The sequence below is a fragment of the Streptomyces sp. NBC_00659 genome (assembly GCF_036226925.1).
Lineage (GTDB): Bacteria > Actinomycetota > Actinomycetes > Streptomycetales > Streptomycetaceae > Streptomyces.
This window is the reverse complement of the sequence record NZ_CP109031.1, coordinates 2,809,532-2,827,451: the sequence shown is the minus strand read 5'-3', so window position 1 is coordinate 2,827,451 and position 17,920 is coordinate 2,809,532. Positions and strand designations below refer to the sequence as shown.

Genomic DNA, 17,920 nt, shown 5'->3' with positions numbered 1-17,920 from the left:
CTCGCTGCGCCCAGTGTACGGCGCCCCGGGGACGGCGGCCGACCGGTTTTCCCGGTCGCCGCCTTGGCCCGCGCGGTGACCCGAATGGCGACGTGCGCGCGTCCGGATCCCGGGACGCCGGTCCCGGCGGATTACCCGGCGGGGAGCTGGGCACAACGCAGGCAGACTCGCCGCGCGGGGCTCGCGTGGCGGGCGAATCGTGGGCAGGCCCCGTTGCCGCGGGCCGGAAGTCGATTTATCGTCCCAGCACGATTCGCGAGCAAGATCACAATATGTGAAGGGGCCGCGGCCATGGTGGCGAAGAAGACCGCCGTACAGCAGTCGGCGTCGGGCAGATCCACGAGTGCGGCGGCCAAGGACCCGGGCGGGAAGAAGGACGCGCGGGCGGCCTCCGCGAAGACGGCCGGGACGAAGGCGGCCTCCTCGGGGACCGCGTCCGCCAAGGCCGCCGCCAAGAAGACGGCCGGCGGGAAGACCACGGTGAGGAAGGCGGCGACGGCGGGAAAGTCCGCGTCCGGGAAATCGGCGGCCTCCGCAGCCTCCGCGGCGAGGAAGAGCACGGGCACGGCGAGGAAGAGCACCGGTACGGCCAGGAAGACCGCCGCTTCGGCGGCCCAGGGCGCGGCCGAGGCCGCGAAGACGACGGGAGCCACGACGGTGGTTGCGAAGAAGACCCGTGGCGCGGCCACGGCCGCGAAGAAGGCCACCGCGGTACCGAAGGCGAGGATCGCCGCGGTGGAGCCCGGAGAGCTCGCGGTGCGGCCGGGAGAGGACCCCTGGACACCGGAGGAGGTCGGTGCGGCCCGCGCGGAGCTCCAGTCGGAGGTGCTGCGGCTGCGCACCGAGATCTCTTCGTCCGAGGAGGCTCTCGCGGGCCTGATGCGGGACTCCGGCGACGGCGCGGGCGACGACCAGGCGGACACCGGTACGAAGAACATCACGCGCGAGCACGAGATGGCGCTCAACTCGAACGCGCGCGAAACGCTGGAACAGACCGAGCACGCCCTGGACCGCCTCGACGCGGGCACCTACGGGCTCTGCGAGAACTGCGGCAACCCCATCGGGAAGGCCCGTATGCAGGCCTTTCCGCGCGCCACCCTGTGCGTCGAGTGCAAGCAGAAGCAGGAACGCAGGCACTGAGCCCGGGGCGCCGCACGGGAGCGCGACCGCCTCGCGGCCGGGAGTGATCCTGAGCACATGGGCCCGCGAGCGTGTGACGTACCCTCGTCCTCAGTCAGGAACCTAGGTCGAGGGACTCACTCACGTGGCAGAGGCGGAGCGCATCATCGGTACGCCGGACATTCCGGGGGCGGCGGGGGCCGAACCGGAGCAGTCCGGCGGGAACGCGGCGTCCGGCGACCGGACCGGCGCCGACGCGCCGGCCCCGGCCGAGCGGCCCAGGGGCAAGCGCAGGATCGCCGTGCTCTTCACGGTGGCCGTACTGGCGTACGCCCTCGATCTCGTCAGCAAGATGATCGTGGTGGCGAAGCTGGAGCACCACGACTCGATCGACATCCTCGGGGACTGGCTGAAGTTCGAGGCGATCCGCAACGCGGGCGCCGCCTTCGGCTTCGGCCAGGCCTTCACGATCATCTTCACGGTGATCGCGGCGGCGGTGATCGTCGTCATCGCGCGGCTCGCCCGCAAGCTCTACAGCGTGCCGTGGGCCATCGCGCTCGGCCTGCTGCTGGGCGGCGCGCTCGGCAACCTGACCGACCGGGTCTTCCGCTCGCCCGGCGTCTTCGAGGGCGCGGTCGTGGACTTCATCGCACCCAAGCACTTCGCCGTCTTCAACCTCGCCGACTCGGCGATCGTCTGCGGCGGCATCCTGATCGTGCTGCTGTCCTTCCGGGGCCTGGACCCGGACGGCACGGTCCACAAGGACTGAGACCCGCCCCGAGTCCGTCGTACGGACCGTCCCACGGTCCGTACGACGGACTCGGGACGGCCCCGGCCGGGCACTGGCGTTCGGACAGTGGTCCGGCGGTGTCCGAGCCGTCCGGCATACTCGACGGGTGAGCACCGTTCCCGAGATCCGCACCCTGCCCGTGCCCGACGGCCTTGAGGGCGAGCGCGTCGACGCCGCCATCTCCCGCATGCTGGGCTTCTCCCGTACCAAGGCCGCAGAACTCGCCGCGGCGGGGAAGGTCACGGTCGACGGCTCGGTGGTCGGCAAGTCCGAGCGCGTGCACGGCGGCGCCTGGCTCGAGGTCGAGATGCCCGGGGCCCCCGCGCCCGTACAGATCGTCGCCGAGCCTGTCGAGGGCATGGAGATCGTCTACGACGACGACGACGTTCTCGTGATCGTCAAGCCCGTCGGCGTGGCCGCGCACCCCAGCCCCGGCTGGTCCGGCCCCACCGTCATCGGCGGCCTCGCGGCCGCCGGCTACCGCATCTCGACCTCCGGCGCCGCCGAGCGCCAGGGCATCGTCCACCGCCTGGACGTGGGCACCTCCGGCCTGATGACGGTCGCCAAGTCGGAGTACGCGTACACCTCGCTCAAGCGCCAGTTCAAGGAGCGCACGGTCGACAAGCGCTACCACGCGCTCGTGCAGGGCCACCCGGACCCGACCAGCGGCACCATCGACGCGCCCATCGGACGCCACCCGAACCACGACTACAAGTGGGCCGTCACCGCCGAGGGCAAGCCCTCGGTCACGCACTACGACCTGGTCGAGGCGTTCCGTGCCGCCTCCCTGCTCGACATCAAGCTGGAGACCGGGCGCACCCACCAGATCCGCGTCCACATGTCCGCCCACCGCCACCCCTGCGTCGGCGACCTGACCTACGGCGCGGACCCCACACTCTCCAAGCGTCTCGGCCTCACCCGCCAGTGGCTGCACGCGGTGCGTCTCGGCTTCGAGCACCCCGCGGACGGCCGGTGGGTGGAGTTCGAGGCCGGCTACCCCGAAGACCTCCAGCGGGCGCTGGACAAGGTCCGCGAGGAGAGCAACGCGTGAGCGGCGGTCCGGAGGGGACGGCGGCCGCCGTCCCCTCCGCACTGAGGGACGGTGCCTACGAGGTGCGGGTCGCCGAGCACGCCGGCGACCGTGAGGCCTGCTTCGCGGTGCGCAAGGACGTCTTCGTCGGCGAGCAGGGCGTCCCCGAGGACATCGAGTACGACGCGTACGACCCCGGCGCCCTGCACGTGCTGGCGGTCCGCGAGGACGGCGTGCCCCTCGGCACCGGACGGCTGCTGGAGGGCGAGGCGGCCGCGGCGAAGGTCGGCGGGGATCCCGCCGTCGGCTCGCTCGGGCGGCTCGCCGTGACGCGCGAGGCACGCGGCCTCGGCGTCGGCGCCGCGCTCGTGCGGGCCATCGAGACCGCGGCACGCGCGCGTGGCCTGGCCGCCGTGGACCTGCACGCGCAGACCCACGCGCTGGGGTTCTACGAACGGCTCGGATACGTGGCGTACGGTCCGGAGTTCGCGGACGCGGGAATGCCGCACCGCGCGATGCGCAAGGTGCTGTGAACCGGGGGATCGCCGTAGCGGCGTGGCACGCTTGAGGTCCGGATCGCCCGTGATCGTCTAGACCCCGCCGGAGCGCTGACCGTGGATCAGTTGGCCCTGCTGTTCGTGCTGCTGCTCGGGGCCGTGGTCAGCGTCCCGGTCGGAGAGCGGTTCGGGCTTCCCGCACCGGTCCTGATGACTCTGCTCGGCATAGTGCTGGCCGTGCTGGACTTCGTCCCGAACGTGGACATCCCGCCGGACCTGATCCTCCCCGCGCTGCTGCCGCCGCTGCTCTACGCCGCGGTGCGCCGCACGTCGTGGAGACAGTTCACCGCGAACAAACGCCCGATCTTCCTGCTCGCCGTGGCCCTGGTCTTCGTCACCACCCTGGCGGTCGCGGCTGTCGCGAGCTCGATCGTGCCGGGCCTGCCGCTCGCCGCCGCCTTCGCGCTGGGCGCCCTCGTGGCGCCGCCCGACCCCGTCGCGGCGACCGCCGTCGCGGGACAGCTCGGGCTGCCGCGCCGCCTCGTGTCGATCCTGGAGGGGGAGGGGCTCTTCAACGACGTGACGGCGATCGTGCTGTACCACGTCGCGATCGCCGCCGCGGTCAGCGGAACCTTCTCGCCCTGGCGGGCCGGACTCGACCTCGTGCTCTCCGCCGTCGTCGCGCTCGTCGTCGGGGTGGCCCTCGGGTGGGCCGCGAACAGGCTGATGACGCTGGTCGGCGACGCCACCCTCCAGATCGGGCTGACCCTGCTGGTGCCGTACGCCGCGTACGTGCTGGCCGAGGAACTGCACGGATCGGGGGTGCTCGCCGTGCTCACCACCGCCCTGTTCCTCGCGGAGTACGCCACCGACGCCGACGACGTCATGACCCGCCTCGCCGGGTCGACCGTCTGGGACGTGGTGGACACGCTCGTCACCGGCGTCGCCTTCGGGCTCATCGGCCTCGAACTCCACAACGCGATCCGTACGGCGTCGGGACGCTGGGGCGAGATGCTCGGCTGGGCCGCCACGATCGTGGTGGTGGTCGTGCTCGTACGCCTGGCCTGGCTGCTGCCCGCGACCTGGCTGACCAAGCGGCTGCACGCCAAGCGGGACTACGACGAGGAGATCCCGACCTCATGGCGGGAGACCGTGGTCATGTGGTGGGCCGGGATGCGCGGGGTCGCCTCCGTGGCCCTGGCGCTCGCGATCCCGCTGGAGATGGACGACGGGTCGCCGTTTCCCGACCGGGACGAGATCGTGTTCATCGCCTTCGGGGTGATCATGGCGACCCTGGTGCTCCAGGGGCTCACCCTGCCGTGGCTGGTCAGAAGACTCGGAGTGCGGGCCGACGAGGACGTGGAGAAGGCCTTCGAGAAGGAACTCGCGGTACGGGCCGCCAAGGCCGCGAAGCGCAGGCTGCGGGAGATCGAGGAGGTGGAGGAGCTGCCGGAGGAGGTCTCCGAGCAACTGCTGCGCCGGGCCTTCGAGATCGGTGTGCGGATCAGTCCCGACATGGGGGACGAGGAGCGGCGCGAGGCGCATCTGCAACGGGTCCGGCGGATGAAGCGGATGCGGCGGATCCAGGGGGAGATGATGAGCGCGGCCCGGCACGAGGTGCTGTCCGCGCGGAGCGAGCCCGGGGCCGACCCGGAGATCGTGGACCGCGTCCTGAGACACCTCGACGTCCGCAGCCTCCGCTGACGCCTGCCGGCGGTTCACCCGCGCGCCCTGCCGCCCGGACGGCCGTGCCCGGGGACCTGCCATGCCCGGCGGACCCGGCACGCCCGGCAGGGGCCGGACCTGGCATCCACCGGCAGATGGCACCGCGCTCGGGGGCCGGGAGACGGCCCCGCCAGGCTTGGCCGGGGCGCCACGCCCGGCGGTCCGGCCGATCCGGCATGTCCGGCGGCTCCGGCGGGTCGCCGGGTTCCCGTGCCCGGGGCCCCGGTCCCGGGGGAGTGGTCCTCAGCCTCGGCCGGGGCCGGTGCGGGGTGGTTCGTGGGCATGGCGGCCGTGGTTCGGGCGGGCCGCCACCGCGTCCGGCTCCGGGCGGCCCGTGCGCGGGCCCTGCCCGGGGAGCAGCGCCGCCTCGGCGGTGTTGACGCGGGGGAGCGCGTAGGGGTGCTGTTCGGCCAGCCAGCGGATCAGCTGCTCGCGGACCGTGACCCGTACCGTCCAGATGTCGTCCGCGTCCTTCGCGGTGACCAGGGCGCGCACCTGCATGGTGTTGGGCGTCGAGTCGGTGACGGCGAGCCCGTAGTCGCGGCCGTCCCAGGCCGGGCACTCGCGCAGGATGTCGCGCAGCTTCCCGCGCATCGCCTCCACCGGGGCGGAGTGGTCGAGGTGCAGGAAGACGATGCCGGTCATCTGGGGCGTGCCGCGCGACCAGTTCTCGAACGGCTTGGAGGTGAAGTACGAGACCGGCATGGTGATCCGGCGCTCGTCCCACGTCCGAACCGTCAGGAACGTCAGGGTGATCTCCTCGACCGTGCCCCACTCGCCGTCGACCACCACCGTGTCGCCGAGCCGCACCATGTCGCCGAAGGCGATCTGCAGTCCGGCGAAGAGGTTCGCGAGGGTGGACTGGGCGGCGACACCGGCGACGATGCCGAGGATTCCGGCCGAGGCCAGCAGCGAGGCACCGGCCGCGCGCATCGCGGGGAAGGTGAGCAGCATCGCGGCGGCCGCGACGACACCGACGACCGCGGTGACCACCCGCTGGATCAGCGTGACCTGGGTGCGGACCCGGCGGATCCGGGCCGGGTCGCGGTGCGCGTTCGCGTAGCGGCTGTACGAGGTCTCGACGACCGCCGTGGCGATGCTCACCACCAGCCAGGCGGCGGCGCCGATGAGGATCAGGGTGAGCGTCCGGCCGATGCCGACCCGGTGCTCGACCAGGAGCTTCGCCTGGGCGTAGGAACCTCTGAGCAGGGCCGCGAACAGGACCAGCTGGAAGGGGACACGGCCGCGGCGGAGCAGACCCCACAGGGAGGTCTCGCTGTGCCGGTCGTCAGCCCGGCGCAACAGACGGTCCACGGACCATCCGATGAGCAGGGTGAGCGCGACCGAGCCACCGACGACGATCACCGGGCGCAGTACGTTCTCCATGTCTGAGAACGTAACCGGCCACCGGCGTCATGAACATGTGTTCTCGGGGCGGAGCCGGGTATCCCAGAGGCCGCCGCCGATGCCGGACGGGTGCTGTCGGTACCGGCTGGCACCATGGAGTCCATGAACATCATGCTCTTTCACTCGACCTACGGACTGCGGCCGGCGGTGCGCGCGGCGGCGGACCGGCTGCGGGCCGCGGGACACGAGGTGTGGACCCCCGACCTCTTCGAGGGGCGCACCTTCGAGACCGTCGAGGAGGGCATGGCCTTCAGCGACGGGACCGGCAAGGACGAGCTGCTCAAGCGCGCGGTCCTGGCCGCCGCGCCCTACTCCGATCGAGGCCTGGTCTACGCGGGCTTCTCCCTCGGTGCCTCCGTGGCGCAGACCCTGGCCCTCGGCGACGAGAAGGCCCGCGGGCTGCTCCTGCTGCACGGCACGTCGGACATCGCCGAGAGCGCGTCCGTGGACGAACTGCCGGTCCAGCTGCATGTCGCCGAGCCCGACCAGTTCGAGACGGACGACTGGCTGAGCGCCTGGTATCTCCAGATGCAGAGAACCGGAGCGGACGTGGAGATCTACCGGTACGCGGGCGCCGGGCACATCTACACCGACCCCGGCCTGCCCGACTACGACGCCGAGGCGGCCGAGGCCACCTGGAAGGTGGCCCTCGGCTTCCTCGATTCGCTGTAGCCCGGGGGGACTACACCGGGTCGTACGTCCGCTCCACCGTCTGCGTGCCGCTGCGCGTCCGGTACGAACGGGCCCAGGACGAGGTCGCGTTCGGCTTCGTGCGGTCGGACAGCACGTAGTAGTCCATCTGCGCGCGGTCGGCCGTGATGTCCAGGACCCCGTAGCCGTGCCGGTCGGTGTCGACCCAGTGCACATGGCGGTTGGCCGCGCGGATGATCGGGGAGGCGACGGCCGAGACGACGCCCTCGGGGACCTTGACGATGTCGTCGAGGTTGTCCGACGTCATCGAGGTGACGACGAACTCCGTGGCGGCGGACGGGGACAGCGGGTACGTACCGGCGTCCACCGGCACGTCGTTGGCCCAGGCCATGTGGATGTCACCGGTCAGGAAGACCGTGTTGCGGATGGCGTTGGAACGCAGGTGCGCGAGGAGCTCGCGGCGGTCGTCGGTGTAGCCGTCCCACTGGTCGGTGTTGACGGCGATGCCCTCCTGCGGGAGTCCGAGCAGCTTGGCGAGCGGCTTCAGCAGGTCGGCGGAGAGGGCGCCCACCGCGAACGGCGAGATCATCACCGAGTTGCCGACCAGACGCCAGGTGGTGTCCGAGGACTTGAGCCCGGACTTCAGCCAGTCGAGCTGGGCGCGGCCGGTGATCGTACGGTCCGGGTCGTCGACCGAGCCGCTGGCGGTGGACGCCTGCTGCGACCGGAAAGAGCGCAGGTCGAGCAGCGCGAGGTCGGCGAGCTTGCCGAAGCGCAGCCTGCGGTAGGTGGTGCCGGCGATGGCCGGGCGGACCGGCATCCACTCGAAGTAGGCCTGCTTGGCCGCTGTCTGACGGTCCGTCCAGGCGCCCTCGGCGCCCTCGGTGTGGTTGACCGCGCCGCCCGACCAGGAGTTGTCGGCGAACTCGTGGTCGTCCCAGATGGCGACGACCGGTGCCTTGTGGTGCAGGGCCTGGAGGTCGGGGTCGGTCTTGTAACGGCCGTGCCGGGTGCGGTAGTCGGCGAGGGTGAGGATCTCGCCCGCGGGGGCGTGCGGCCGTACGACGGTGCCGCGGGTCCCGTACTCGCCCGACTTGTACTCGTAGATGTAGTCGCCGAGGTGCAGCCAGGCGTCCAGGTCGTTCCGGGCCGCGAGGTGGCGGTAGGCCGAGAAGTAGCCGGCCTCCCAGTTGGCGCAGGAGACCACGCCGAAGCGCAGACCGGCCACGGAGGCGTCGGCGGCCGGGGTGGTGCGGGTGCGCGCGACGGGCGAGTCCGTGCCGCCGGCGGAGAAGCGGAACCAGTAGTCGGTGGCGGGCTGCAGGCCGCGGATGTCCGCCTTGACGGTGTGGTCGGTGGCGGCCGTCGCGATGGTGGAACCCTTGGCGACGATCGTGGTGAAGGCCTTGTCCTTGGCGACGGTCCAGCTCACCTCGGTGTCCGGGCCGAGTCCGGAGCCCGGTATCGCCTGGGAGCCGGGCGTCACCCGGGTCCACAGCAGGATGCCGTCGGGCAGCGGGTCGCCGGAGGCGACTCCGTGCAGGAACGCGGGCGCCTCGGCGGCGCGGGCGGGCAGGGCGGCCGCGAGCGGGGCGGCGAGGACGGCGGTGGCGGCCGCGGCCTTGACGACCGTACGGCGGCGCGGAGCGCGGGAGTTGAGGTCTCCCGCGAAGTCGGATGATCTCTGTCGACTGGTCACGGGCGATGAGGTTACCGATCGGTACACGCCAAGAGCGGGCGAACTGGAAAAGTTCGCCCGCTCTTAGGCTTTTCGCCGCTCAGGTCGCACCGGCCACAAGGACCGCTCGCGTCACCGGGGTTGTCGCTCCGGACGGCCCGGGGGCCGCCGCGGCACCGGTCAGGCCTTGAGGGCCGCGTCGATCGCCGTGGTGAAGTCGGCGACCGTCATCGGCGCGTTGCCGTCCGAGGTGGTGACCTTCTTGCCGTCCATCACCAGGCTCGGCGTGCCGTTGACGCCGTCCTTGTTGGTGCTCCACGTCTCGGACATGGCCAGCGCCCAGGCGTCGTACGTGCCGTTCTTGACGGCGTTCTGGAACGTGGTGTTGTCCTTGAGCGCGTCGACCGTGTTCGCCACCTTGATCAGGTAGTCGTCGCCCTTGAACTTGTCGGTCGTCTCGTCGGGGTGGTACTTCGCCGAGTAGAGCGCGCTCTTGTACTCCAGGAAGGCTTCCTGGCTCACGTTCAGCGCGGCACCCATGGCGCTCATCGCGTTCTTCGAACCCTCGCCGCGGGAACCGATCTGGATCTTGCCCTTGTCGTCGGAGTCGCCGTCGAGGAACGTGCCGCCGATGTACTGGATCTTGTACTTGCCGGCGTCGAGGTCCTTCGTGACGGTCGGGCCGACGGTCTGCTCGAAGGTGGCGCAGATCGGGCAGCGCGGGTCCTCGTACAGCTTCAGGGTCTTCTTCGCGGTGCTCTTGCCGATGACGACCGTCGTGCCGTCCTTGCCCGTGGTGTTGGCCGGGGCGACCACCTTGTCGCTCGCGACGGCCTCCCACTGGGACGGCTTGTTGTTCTGCACGACCGCGTAGCCGATGCCGCCCGCTATCGCGAGGACCGCGACGAGGGAACCGGCGACGATCGCCTGGCGCTTGACCTTGTCGCGCTTGGCCTGACGCTCGCGCTCCTGGCGCAGCTTCTCGCGCGCCGCCGTCTTCGACGCCTGGTTGTTCCGCTTGCTCATGGTGGTGTTCTCCATCGGGGACGCGCACAACGTGGTACGCGGAATACGTAAGGGGGACTGCTGATGCTCAGGCCTGTTCGGAGGAACGTCCGTTCACCCGCGGTGGCCCGGAAACGGTGACCGGTGAGTTATGGCCGGGGCGGTCGCCCGCGTCGGCCGGCTCAGGCGGGAACGGCCCGCCGAGGCGGTCCGCGGCGTCCCAGGGAGTGCGTGAACAGGCGGGTGCGGGCGGCGGCCGGCCGGGGCGCGGTGCGCGGCAGCGGAAGAGCCGGAGAGAGTCGTACGGTCACCACGGCGACCGCGAGCAGCAGCGGCCGGAAGGTCGAGGCGGCCACCGCGCGCAGCAGCTGGTCCAGGGCGCGCTCGCCCCGGCGCAGCCACGCGGCCGCGAGCAGGCCGACGGTGACATGCGCGCCGAGCAGCAGCCAGGCGGCGGCCGGGTCGGCGTGCGCGAGCAGGGCGGCGGCACGGTCGGGGGCGCCGCCGGTCACCCTGGACAGCGGGGCCCCCACGCTGCCGCCGCCGCACAGCACGTCGAGGCCGACCGAGCGCAACGGGCCCGCGACCGGGCCGCCCGCTCTGCCGTAACAGACGTGCTGGCCCGTCGTGAACACGGTGTCGGCCGCCAGTTCCAGCGGGATGAGCAGGGCGGCGATGCGGCCGAAGCCCCGCTCGCGGCCCGCGAGGGCGAAGGAGAGGGCGAAGACGGCGGCGCTGATCGCGGCCACGGTGGTCAATGGCAGCGGCACCTGGGACAGCAGCACGTGCGACGCGGCGGAGAGCGTCACGACGACAGCCGTGAACACGGCCGCGCGCGCGGCTCTGAGCTGGGTCCCGGTTATGTCCATAGCGGAGGTGAGTCTCCCACGCGCTCCCGTAAGCGTCCCCTAAAGGGTTCCTGTGCGTACGGGAGCGCTGTGGGGCGGCCGGTCGCGGGGCGTGCGGCCCCGCGGTCGGCCGTGCGCTCTAGAGGCCCGGGATCCGTCCGTTGCGGAACAGGTCCACGAAGATCTGGTGGTCACCGCGCGCGCGGGTGCCGTAGCTGTGCGCGAAGTCCACCAGGAGGTCGGCGAAGCCGTCCTCGTCGGCCGCGATGGCCGCGTCGATGGCCCGTTCCGTGGAGAACGGCACCAGCTCCGAGTGCCCGCTCTCGTCGTCCGCCGCCGCGTGCATCGTGGCGGTGGAGCGGCCGAGGTCCGCGACCACCGCGGCGATCTCCTCGGGGTCGTCGATGTCGCCCCAGTCCAGGTCCACCGCGTACGGCGAGACCTCGGCGACGAGCTGGCCGGCGCCGTCCAGCTCGGTCCAGCCGAGCCACGGGTCGGCGTGCGCCTGCAGGGCGCGCTGCGAGATCACCGTGCGGTGGCCCTCGTGCTGGAAGTAGCCGCGGATCGCGGAGTCCGTGACGTGCCGGGACACGGCCGGGGTCTGCGCCTGCTTGATGTAGATCACCACATCGTTCTCCAGGGCGTCGCTGGTGCCCTCCAGAAGGATGTTGTACGAGGGCAGGCCGGCCGAGCCGATGCCGATGCCGCGGCGGCCCACGACGTCCTTCACCCGGTACGAGTCCGGGCGGGTCAGCGAGGACTCCGGGAGCGTCTCCAGATAGCCGTCGAAGGCCGCGAGGACCTTGTAGCGGGTGGCGGCGTCCAGCTCGATGGAGCCGCCGCCGGGTGCGAAGCGGCGCTCGAAGTCGCGGATCTCGGTCATCGAGTCCAGGAGCCCGAAGCGGGTCAGCGAGCGGGCGTCGCGCAGCGCGTCCAGGAGCGGGCCCTCGGCGGTGTCCAGATTGAAGGGCGGCACCTCGTCGCTCTTGGCGCCGGTGGCCAGGGCGTGGATGCGCTCGCGGTAGGCGGCCGCGTACACCCGCACCAGCTCGGTGATCTGCTCGTCACTGAGCGCCTTCGCGTAGCCGATGAGGGCCACGGAGGCGGCGAAGCGCTTGAGGTCCCAGGTGAAGGGGCCCACATAGGCCTCGTCGAAGTCGTTCACGTTGAAGATCAGACGGCCCTGGGCGTCCATGTACGTGCCGAAGTTCTCGGCGTGCAGGTCGCCGTGGATCCACACGCGTGAGGTGCGCTCGTCCAGGTACGGGCCGCCGCGCCGGTCCTGGTCGAGGTCGTGGTAGAAGAGCGCCGCGGTGCCGCGGTAGAACGCGAAGGCTGAGGCCGCCATCTTGCGGAACTTCACGCGGAACGCGGCCGGGTCGGCGGCCAGGAGCTCGCCGAAGGCGGTGTCGAAGACGGCGAGGATCTGCTCGCCGCGTTGCTCGGCGCTGAGCTGCGGGACCGACATCGCTGGGTGCCTCCTGGTGCAGGTGGTGCGTGGCTGACAGGGCGGGCGCGCCGCCCCGGGGACAAGGGGTCCGTCCACTTCCAACGGACGAAGATACGCGGGAGTGCCCGGGTTCCGGCGGCGAACCTACGCCCTGGATCCCGGCCCCCCGCATGAAGGTACGGGTGATCCTCCGCCGAGTGTCAGTCGCGCGTCATAGACTTCGACGCTGACCCCCCAGACTGTCCGCAGCCTGTCACCAATGGTTCTTCCTGGAGGCCGAAACCGTGTCGAAGCCGCCGTTCACGCACCTGCACGTCCACACCCAGTACTCGATGCTGGACGGTGCCGCGCGGCTCAAGGACATGTTCGACGCGTGCAACGAGATGGGCATGTCCCATATCGCGATGAGCGACCACGGCAACCTCCACGGTGCCTATGACTTCTTCCACACGGCGAAGAAGGCGGGCGTCACTCCGATCATCGGCATCGAGGCGTACGTCGCCCCGGAGTCCCGGCGCAACAAGCGCAAGATCAAGTGGGGCCAGCCGCACCAGAAGCGCGACGACGTGTCCGGTTCGGGTGGTTACACGCACAAGACGATCTGGGCGGCGAACCGGACGGGCCTGCACAACCTCTTCAAGCTCTCCTCGGACGCCTACGCCGAGGGCTGGCTCCAGAAGTGGCCCCGGATGGACAAGGAGACGATCTCCCAGTGGTCGGAGGGGCTCATCGCCTCCACCGGCTGTCCCTCCGGCGAGCTCCAGACCCGGCTGCGCCTCGGCCAGTTCGACGAGGCACTGAAGTCGGCCGCCGAGTACCAGGACATCTTCGGCAAGGACCGCTACTTCCTGGAGCTGATGGACCACGGCATCGAGATCGAGCGCCGGGTCCGCGACGGACTCCTGGAGATCGGCAAGAAGCTCGGCATCCCGCCCCTGGTGACGAACGACTCGCACTACACGTACGCGCACGAGGCGACCGCCCACGACGCGCTGCTGTGCATCCAGACCGGCAAGAACCTCTCCGACCCGGACCGCTTCCGCTTCGACGGCACCGGCTACTACCTGAAGACGACGGACGAGATGTACGCCGTCGACTCCTCGGACGCCTGGCAGGAGGGCTGCGCCAACACCCTCCTGGTGGCCGAGCAGATCGACACCACCGGCATGTTCGAGGCGAAGAACCTCATGCCGAAGTTCGACATCCCCGACGGCTTCACCGAGGTCACCTGGTTCAAGGAGGAAGTCCGGCTCGGCATGGAGCGCCGCTTCCCCGGCGGCGTCCCCGACGACCGCCAGAAGCAGGTCGAGTACGAGATGGACGTCATCATCCAGATGGGGTTCCCGGGATACTTCCTCGTGGTCGCCGACTTCATCATGTGGGCCAAGAACCAGGGCATCGCGGTCGGCCCCGGCCGTGGTTCCGCGGCCGGCTCGATCGTGGCGTACGCCATGGGCATCACCGACCTCGACCCGATCCCGCACGGTCTGATCTTCGAGCGGTTCCTCAACCCCGAGCGCGTCTCCATGCCCGACGTCGACATCGACTTCGACGAGCGCAGGCGCGTCGAGGTGATCAGGTACGTGACCGAGAAGTACGGCGCCGACAAGGTCGCCATGATCGGCACGTACGGCAAGATCAAGGCGAAGAACGCCATCAAGGACTCCGCGCGCGTGCTGGGCTACCCGTACGCGATGGGCGACCGGCTCACCAAGGCGATGCCCGCCGACGTCCTCGGCAAGGGCATCGACCTGAACGGCATCACCGACCCCTCGCACCCCCGCTACGGCGAGGCCGGCGAGATCCGCGCGATGTACGAGAACGAGCCGGACGTGAAGAAGGTCATCGACACCGCCAAGGGCGTCGAGGGCCTGGTCCGGCAGATGGGCGTCCACGCCGCCGGCGTGATCATGTCCAGCGAGCCCATCGTCGACCACGCCCCCATCTGGGTGCGGCACACCGACGGCGTGACGATCACCCAGTGGGACTACCCCCAGTGCGAATCGCTGGGCCTGCTCAAGATGGACTTCCTGGGCCTGCGCAACCTCACGATCATGGACGACGCCATCAAGATGGTGAAGGCCAACAAGGGCGTCGACCTGGAGATGCTCGCCCTCCCGCTGGACGACCCCAAGACCTTCGAACTGCTCTGCCGCGGCGACACCCTCGGCGTCTTCCAGTTCGACGGCGGCCCGATGCGCTCGCTGCTCCGCCAGATGCAGCCCGACAACTTCGAGGACATCTCCGCCGTCTCGGCCCTGTACCGGCCGGGCCCGATGGGCATGAACTCGCACATCAACTACGCGGAGCGCAAGAACAAGCGCCAGGAGATCACCCCGATCCACCCGGAGCTGGAGAAGCCGCTCGAAGAGGTCCTGGCCGTCACCTACGGCCTGATCGTCTACCAGGAGCAGGTCCAGAAGGCCGCCCAGATCATCGCCGGGTACTCGCTCGGCGAGGCCGACATCCTGCGCCGCGTGATGGGCAAGAAGAAGCCCGACGAGCTGGCGAAGAACTTCGTCCTCTTCCAGGAGGGCGCCCGCAAGAACAACTACAGCGACGAGGCGATCCAGGGCCTGTGGGACGTGCTGGTCCCGTTCGCCGGCTACGCCTTCAACAAGGCGCACTCCGCCGCGTACGGACTGGTCTCGTACTGGACCGGGTACCTGAAGGCGAACTACCCGGCCGAGTACATGGCGGCTCTGCTGACCTCGGTCAAGGACGACAAGGACAAGTCGGCCGTCTACCTCAACGAGTGCCGGCGCATGGGCATCAAGGTGCTGCCGCCCAACGTGAACGAGTCCGAGCAGAACTTCGCCGCCCAGGGCGACGACGTGATCCTCTTCGGCCTCTCGGCCGTCCGCAACGTCGGCACGAACGTGGTGGAATCGATCATCCGCAGCCGCAAGGCCAAGGGGAAGTACGCCTCCTTCCCGGACTACCTCGACAAGGTCGAGGCGGTCGCCTGCAACAAGCGCACCACGGAATCGCTGATCAAGGCCGGCGCGTTCGACACGATGGGGCACACCCGCAAGGGCCTCACCGCGCAGTTCGAGCCGATGATCGACAACGTGGTGGCGGTCAAGCGCAAGGAGGCCGAGGGCCAGTTCGACCTCTTCGGCGGCATGGGGGACGAGGACACCAGCGAACCCGGCTTCGGGCTCGACGTGGAGTTCACCACCGACGAGTGGGACAAGGCCTATCTGCTCGCCCAGGAGCGGGAGATGCTCGGCCTGTACGTCTCCGACCACCCGCTCTTCGGCCTGGAGCACGTCCTGTCCGACAAGGCCGACGCGGGCATCTCCCAGCTCACCGGGGGCGAGCACGCGGACGGCGCGGTCGTCACGATCGGCGGCATCATCTCGGGCCTCCAGCGCAAGATGACCAAGCAGGGCAACGCCTGGGCGATCGCCACCGTGGAGGACCTCGCGGGCTCCATGGAGTGCATGTTCTTCCCCGCGACCTACCAGCTGGTGTCGACCCAGCTGGTCGAGGACACGGTCGTCTTCGTCAAGGGGCGCCTCGACAAGCGCGAGGACGTGCCGAAGCTGGTCGCGATGGAACTCCAGGTCCCGGACCTGTCGAACGCGGGTACCAACGCTCCCGTGATCCTCACCATCCCGGCGCTGAAGGTGACTCCGCCGATGGTCAGCCGGCTCGGCGAGATCCTCAGCCACCACAAGGGCGAGAGCGAGGTCCGCATCCGGCTCCAGGGCCCGAGCAAGACCACGGTGCTGCGGCTCGACCGGCACCGGGTGAAGCCGGACCCGGCGCTCTTCGGCGATCTGAAGGTGCTGCTCGGCCCGGCCTGCCTGGCCGGCTGACGACCGCACGGCAGAGGCCGACGGCCGCACGCACGGCCACGAGAGAGGCCGACGGCCGCACGGCCACGGCACCGGCCGACGGCCGCACGGCGGAGACATACCGACGCACCGAGGGGCGCATCCGTCACGGGATGCGCCCCTCGGTGCGTTCCTGGGCTTCAACAGCCCGCGCGGCGGCCTCAGTTGTGGCCGAAACGCCTCTGATGCTTACGGGCAACATCAGCGGGGCTGCCCTGGGCCTGCGACATCGGCGACTGCTGTGCCTGCGCCGAAGACCGCTGGGCCTGCTCCTGCGCACGCTCGGCCTGCGAGGAGCGGTCCTGCTGGCCGCCCTGCTTGCGATTCTTGTTCTTGGCCATGGTGATCTGCCTCCTGTGGGGGATCTAGGGGCCGGGGCCGCGACCAGATTCACATAGGCTGACAAGCAGCGCATTTCGTAGAATTACCGTGCGTAACGAGACCTGTCGGCAGGTGTTCCTCCTATCCGCCACGCCGAAGATCGAGTTCCGGCCGTTAACCTCCGCACGGTCGGGCAGACTCCAAGGAAGCCCGAAGCAAACCTCCCGGAAAGAGGGTGGACCGCGTGGACCGATGCATCGTCCTGGTGGACGCCGGGTATCTGCTCGGGGCCGCCGCCAGCCTCCTCGCCGGGGAGCCGTCACGATCCCGGATCACCGTCGACCACACCTCCCTCATCCAGGGACTGCGCGAGCGCGCCGAGTCCGACACCGAGCGGCCCCTGCTGCGCATCTACTGGTTCGACGGCGCCCCCGACCGCGTACCGCAGCCCGAGCACCGCAGGCTGCGCGTGATGCCGCGGGTCACGGTGCGCCTGGGCGCGCTGACCCGCAGCGACGGGCGGTGGGCGCAGAAGGGCGTGGACGCCGCCATGCACGCCGAGCTGACCGAACTCGCGCGCAACCGCGCCTGCTCCGACATCGTCCTCGTGACCGGCGACGGTGATCTGCTGCCGGGCATGATGGCCGCCAAGGAGCACGGCGTGGCCGTACACCTGTGGGCCGTGCAGGCCGCGGACGGCGATTACAACCAGTCCGAGGACCTGGTGGCCGAGGCCGACGAGCGGCGGGTGCTCGATCGCGCCTGGATCACCAAGGCGGTCCGCGCCAAGGAGATCGGCGGGATCTGCGCACCGCCGCCCGTACCGCGCCCCGAGATCGCCGCCATCCTCTCCGCGCCGCTGCCCGAGTCGGCCCTCGCCGCCGCGGCCGAGCGCTCCGCCCAGGAGACCGAGCACCACCAGGCGGCCGAATCGGCGAACGGCACCCAGGAACGGGTTCACTCCGCCAAGGGGGTCCCCACACCGAAGGACCTGGCCGCGCTCCGCGGACCGGGCACCCAGGCCGCCCAGCACCCCGCCAACGCCACGCTGCGCTGGTCCTCGGACAAGGGCTGGGTCGACCGGCCCGGCACCACCACGGAGTCCCCGGAGGCGGCCGCCCTGCCCACGCTCGCCCAGCTCACCTCCGCGGAACAGCGGTGGGCGGACCGCGAGGAGGACATCACCACGGTCGGTGGCGACCCCTACGAGGTCGGGCAGGTCTTCGCGCGCCGCTGGATGGGGCGTCTCACCGACCCGAGCCACCTCCAGAAGCTGTCGGCGATGTACCCGCGGGTCCCCCACCGGGTGGACGGCGAACTGCTGCGCTATGCCGCCCGCTTCGGCCTGCTCGCGCACAAGGACGACCAGATCGACGAGCACGACCGCTACGCGATCCGGGCCGGATTCTGGCGGGAGATCGATGTGCGCACCGCGACCGAGCACGCGCCCGTGGGGGAGTGATCCCCAAGCCCCCGGACAGGGGCCGCGGAGGCCTCCGCTCGGTGCCCGCCACGGCCCCGGGCGCATAACAGGGCATCGGACCCCGTACTCTCGTC

14 protein-coding genes are annotated in these 17,920 nt (G+C 70.6%); 8 read left to right on the top strand and 6 right to left on the bottom strand.

The features are described from left to right. Positions 1–291: 291 nt before the first annotated feature. The 5 genes from OG410_RS12315 (at position 292) to OG410_RS12295 (ending at position 5,140) form a co-directional block, all read left to right on the top strand. Positions 292–1,140: a TraR/DksA family transcriptional regulator gene (locus OG410_RS12315; RefSeq protein WP_329299162.1), complete on the top strand. Its 849-nt coding sequence runs from the start codon at positions 292–294 to the stop codon at positions 1,138–1,140. Between the two features lie 124 nt (positions 1,141–1,264). Beyond that, positions 1,265–1,888 carry a signal peptidase II gene (lspA, locus tag OG410_RS12310; RefSeq protein ID WP_329299161.1) on the top strand — a complete coding sequence of 208 codons (624 nt, stop codon included), beginning with the start codon at positions 1,265–1,267 and terminating at the stop codon, positions 1,886–1,888. Between the two features lie 127 nt (positions 1,889–2,015). Continuing rightward, on the top strand, positions 2,016–2,960 hold the full coding sequence (locus OG410_RS12305; protein ID WP_329299160.1) for an RluA family pseudouridine synthase: 945 nt from the start codon (positions 2,016–2,018) through the stop codon (positions 2,958–2,960). A gap of 41 nt (positions 2,961–3,001) precedes the next feature. Next, positions 3,002–3,472 (top strand): GNAT family N-acetyltransferase, encoded by a 471-nt coding sequence (locus tag OG410_RS12300; RefSeq protein ID WP_329304100.1) that lies wholly within the window; start codon positions 3,002–3,004, stop codon positions 3,470–3,472. An 81-nt stretch (positions 3,473–3,553) separates the two neighbouring features. After that, positions 3,554–5,140: a Na+/H+ antiporter gene (locus OG410_RS12295; protein WP_329299159.1), complete on the top strand. Its 1,587-nt coding sequence runs from the start codon at positions 3,554–3,556 to the stop codon at positions 5,138–5,140. Between the two features lie 264 nt (positions 5,141–5,404). On the opposite strand, the gene OG410_RS12290 is transcribed toward OG410_RS12295, so the two are convergent. Then, complete coding sequence (locus tag OG410_RS12290) at positions 5,405–6,547, bottom strand: mechanosensitive ion channel family protein (protein WP_329299158.1); 1,143 nt, start codon at positions 6,545–6,547, stop codon at positions 5,405–5,407. Between the two features lie 123 nt (positions 6,548–6,670). Between OG410_RS12290 and OG410_RS12285 the strand changes: the two genes are divergently transcribed. Next, positions 6,671–7,240, top strand: coding sequence for a dienelactone hydrolase family protein (locus OG410_RS12285; RefSeq protein WP_329299157.1), 570 nt, complete (start codon positions 6,671–6,673; stop codon positions 7,238–7,240). A gap of 10 nt (positions 7,241–7,250) precedes the next feature. Here OG410_RS12285 and OG410_RS12280 read toward each other — a convergent pair whose 3' ends face one another. The 4 genes from OG410_RS12280 to OG410_RS12265 form a co-directional block, all read right to left on the bottom strand. Next, a complete protein-coding gene (locus OG410_RS12280; protein WP_329299156.1) occupies positions 7,251–8,918 on the bottom strand; it encodes an alkaline phosphatase D family protein in 1,668 nt (555 codons plus the stop codon). A 159-nt stretch (positions 8,919–9,077) separates the two neighbouring features. Further along, complete coding sequence (locus OG410_RS12275; protein ID WP_329299155.1) at positions 9,078–9,923, bottom strand: thioredoxin domain-containing protein; 846 nt, start codon at positions 9,921–9,923, stop codon at positions 9,078–9,080. Between the two features lie 161 nt (positions 9,924–10,084). Beyond that, positions 10,085–10,771, bottom strand: a complete 687-nt coding sequence (locus tag OG410_RS12270) for a hypothetical protein (RefSeq protein WP_329299154.1) — start codon at positions 10,769–10,771, stop codon at positions 10,085–10,087. Between the two features lie 118 nt (positions 10,772–10,889). Further along, the gene (locus OG410_RS12265) at positions 10,890–12,218 is read right to left on the bottom strand and encodes a DUF2252 domain-containing protein (RefSeq protein ID WP_329299153.1); all 1,329 of its coding nucleotides are present in this window, start codon (positions 12,216–12,218) and stop codon (positions 10,890–10,892) included. Between the two features lie 266 nt (positions 12,219–12,484). On the opposite strand from OG410_RS12265, the gene dnaE reads away from it, so the two are divergent. Beyond that, positions 12,485–16,024, top strand: coding sequence for a DNA polymerase III subunit alpha (gene dnaE, locus OG410_RS12260; protein WP_329299152.1), 3,540 nt, complete (start codon positions 12,485–12,487; stop codon positions 16,022–16,024). A 179-nt stretch (positions 16,025–16,203) separates the two neighbouring features. Here dnaE and OG410_RS12255 read toward each other — a convergent pair whose 3' ends face one another. Continuing rightward, on the bottom strand, positions 16,204–16,383 hold the full coding sequence (locus tag OG410_RS12255; protein WP_326788325.1) for a hypothetical protein: 180 nt from the start codon (positions 16,381–16,383) through the stop codon (positions 16,204–16,206). A gap of 224 nt (positions 16,384–16,607) precedes the next feature. Between OG410_RS12255 and OG410_RS12250 the strand changes: the two genes are divergently transcribed. Then, on the top strand, positions 16,608–17,825 hold the full coding sequence (locus OG410_RS12250; protein WP_329299151.1) for an NYN domain-containing protein: 1,218 nt from the start codon (positions 16,608–16,610) through the stop codon (positions 17,823–17,825). Positions 17,826–17,920: the final 95 nt, after the last annotated feature.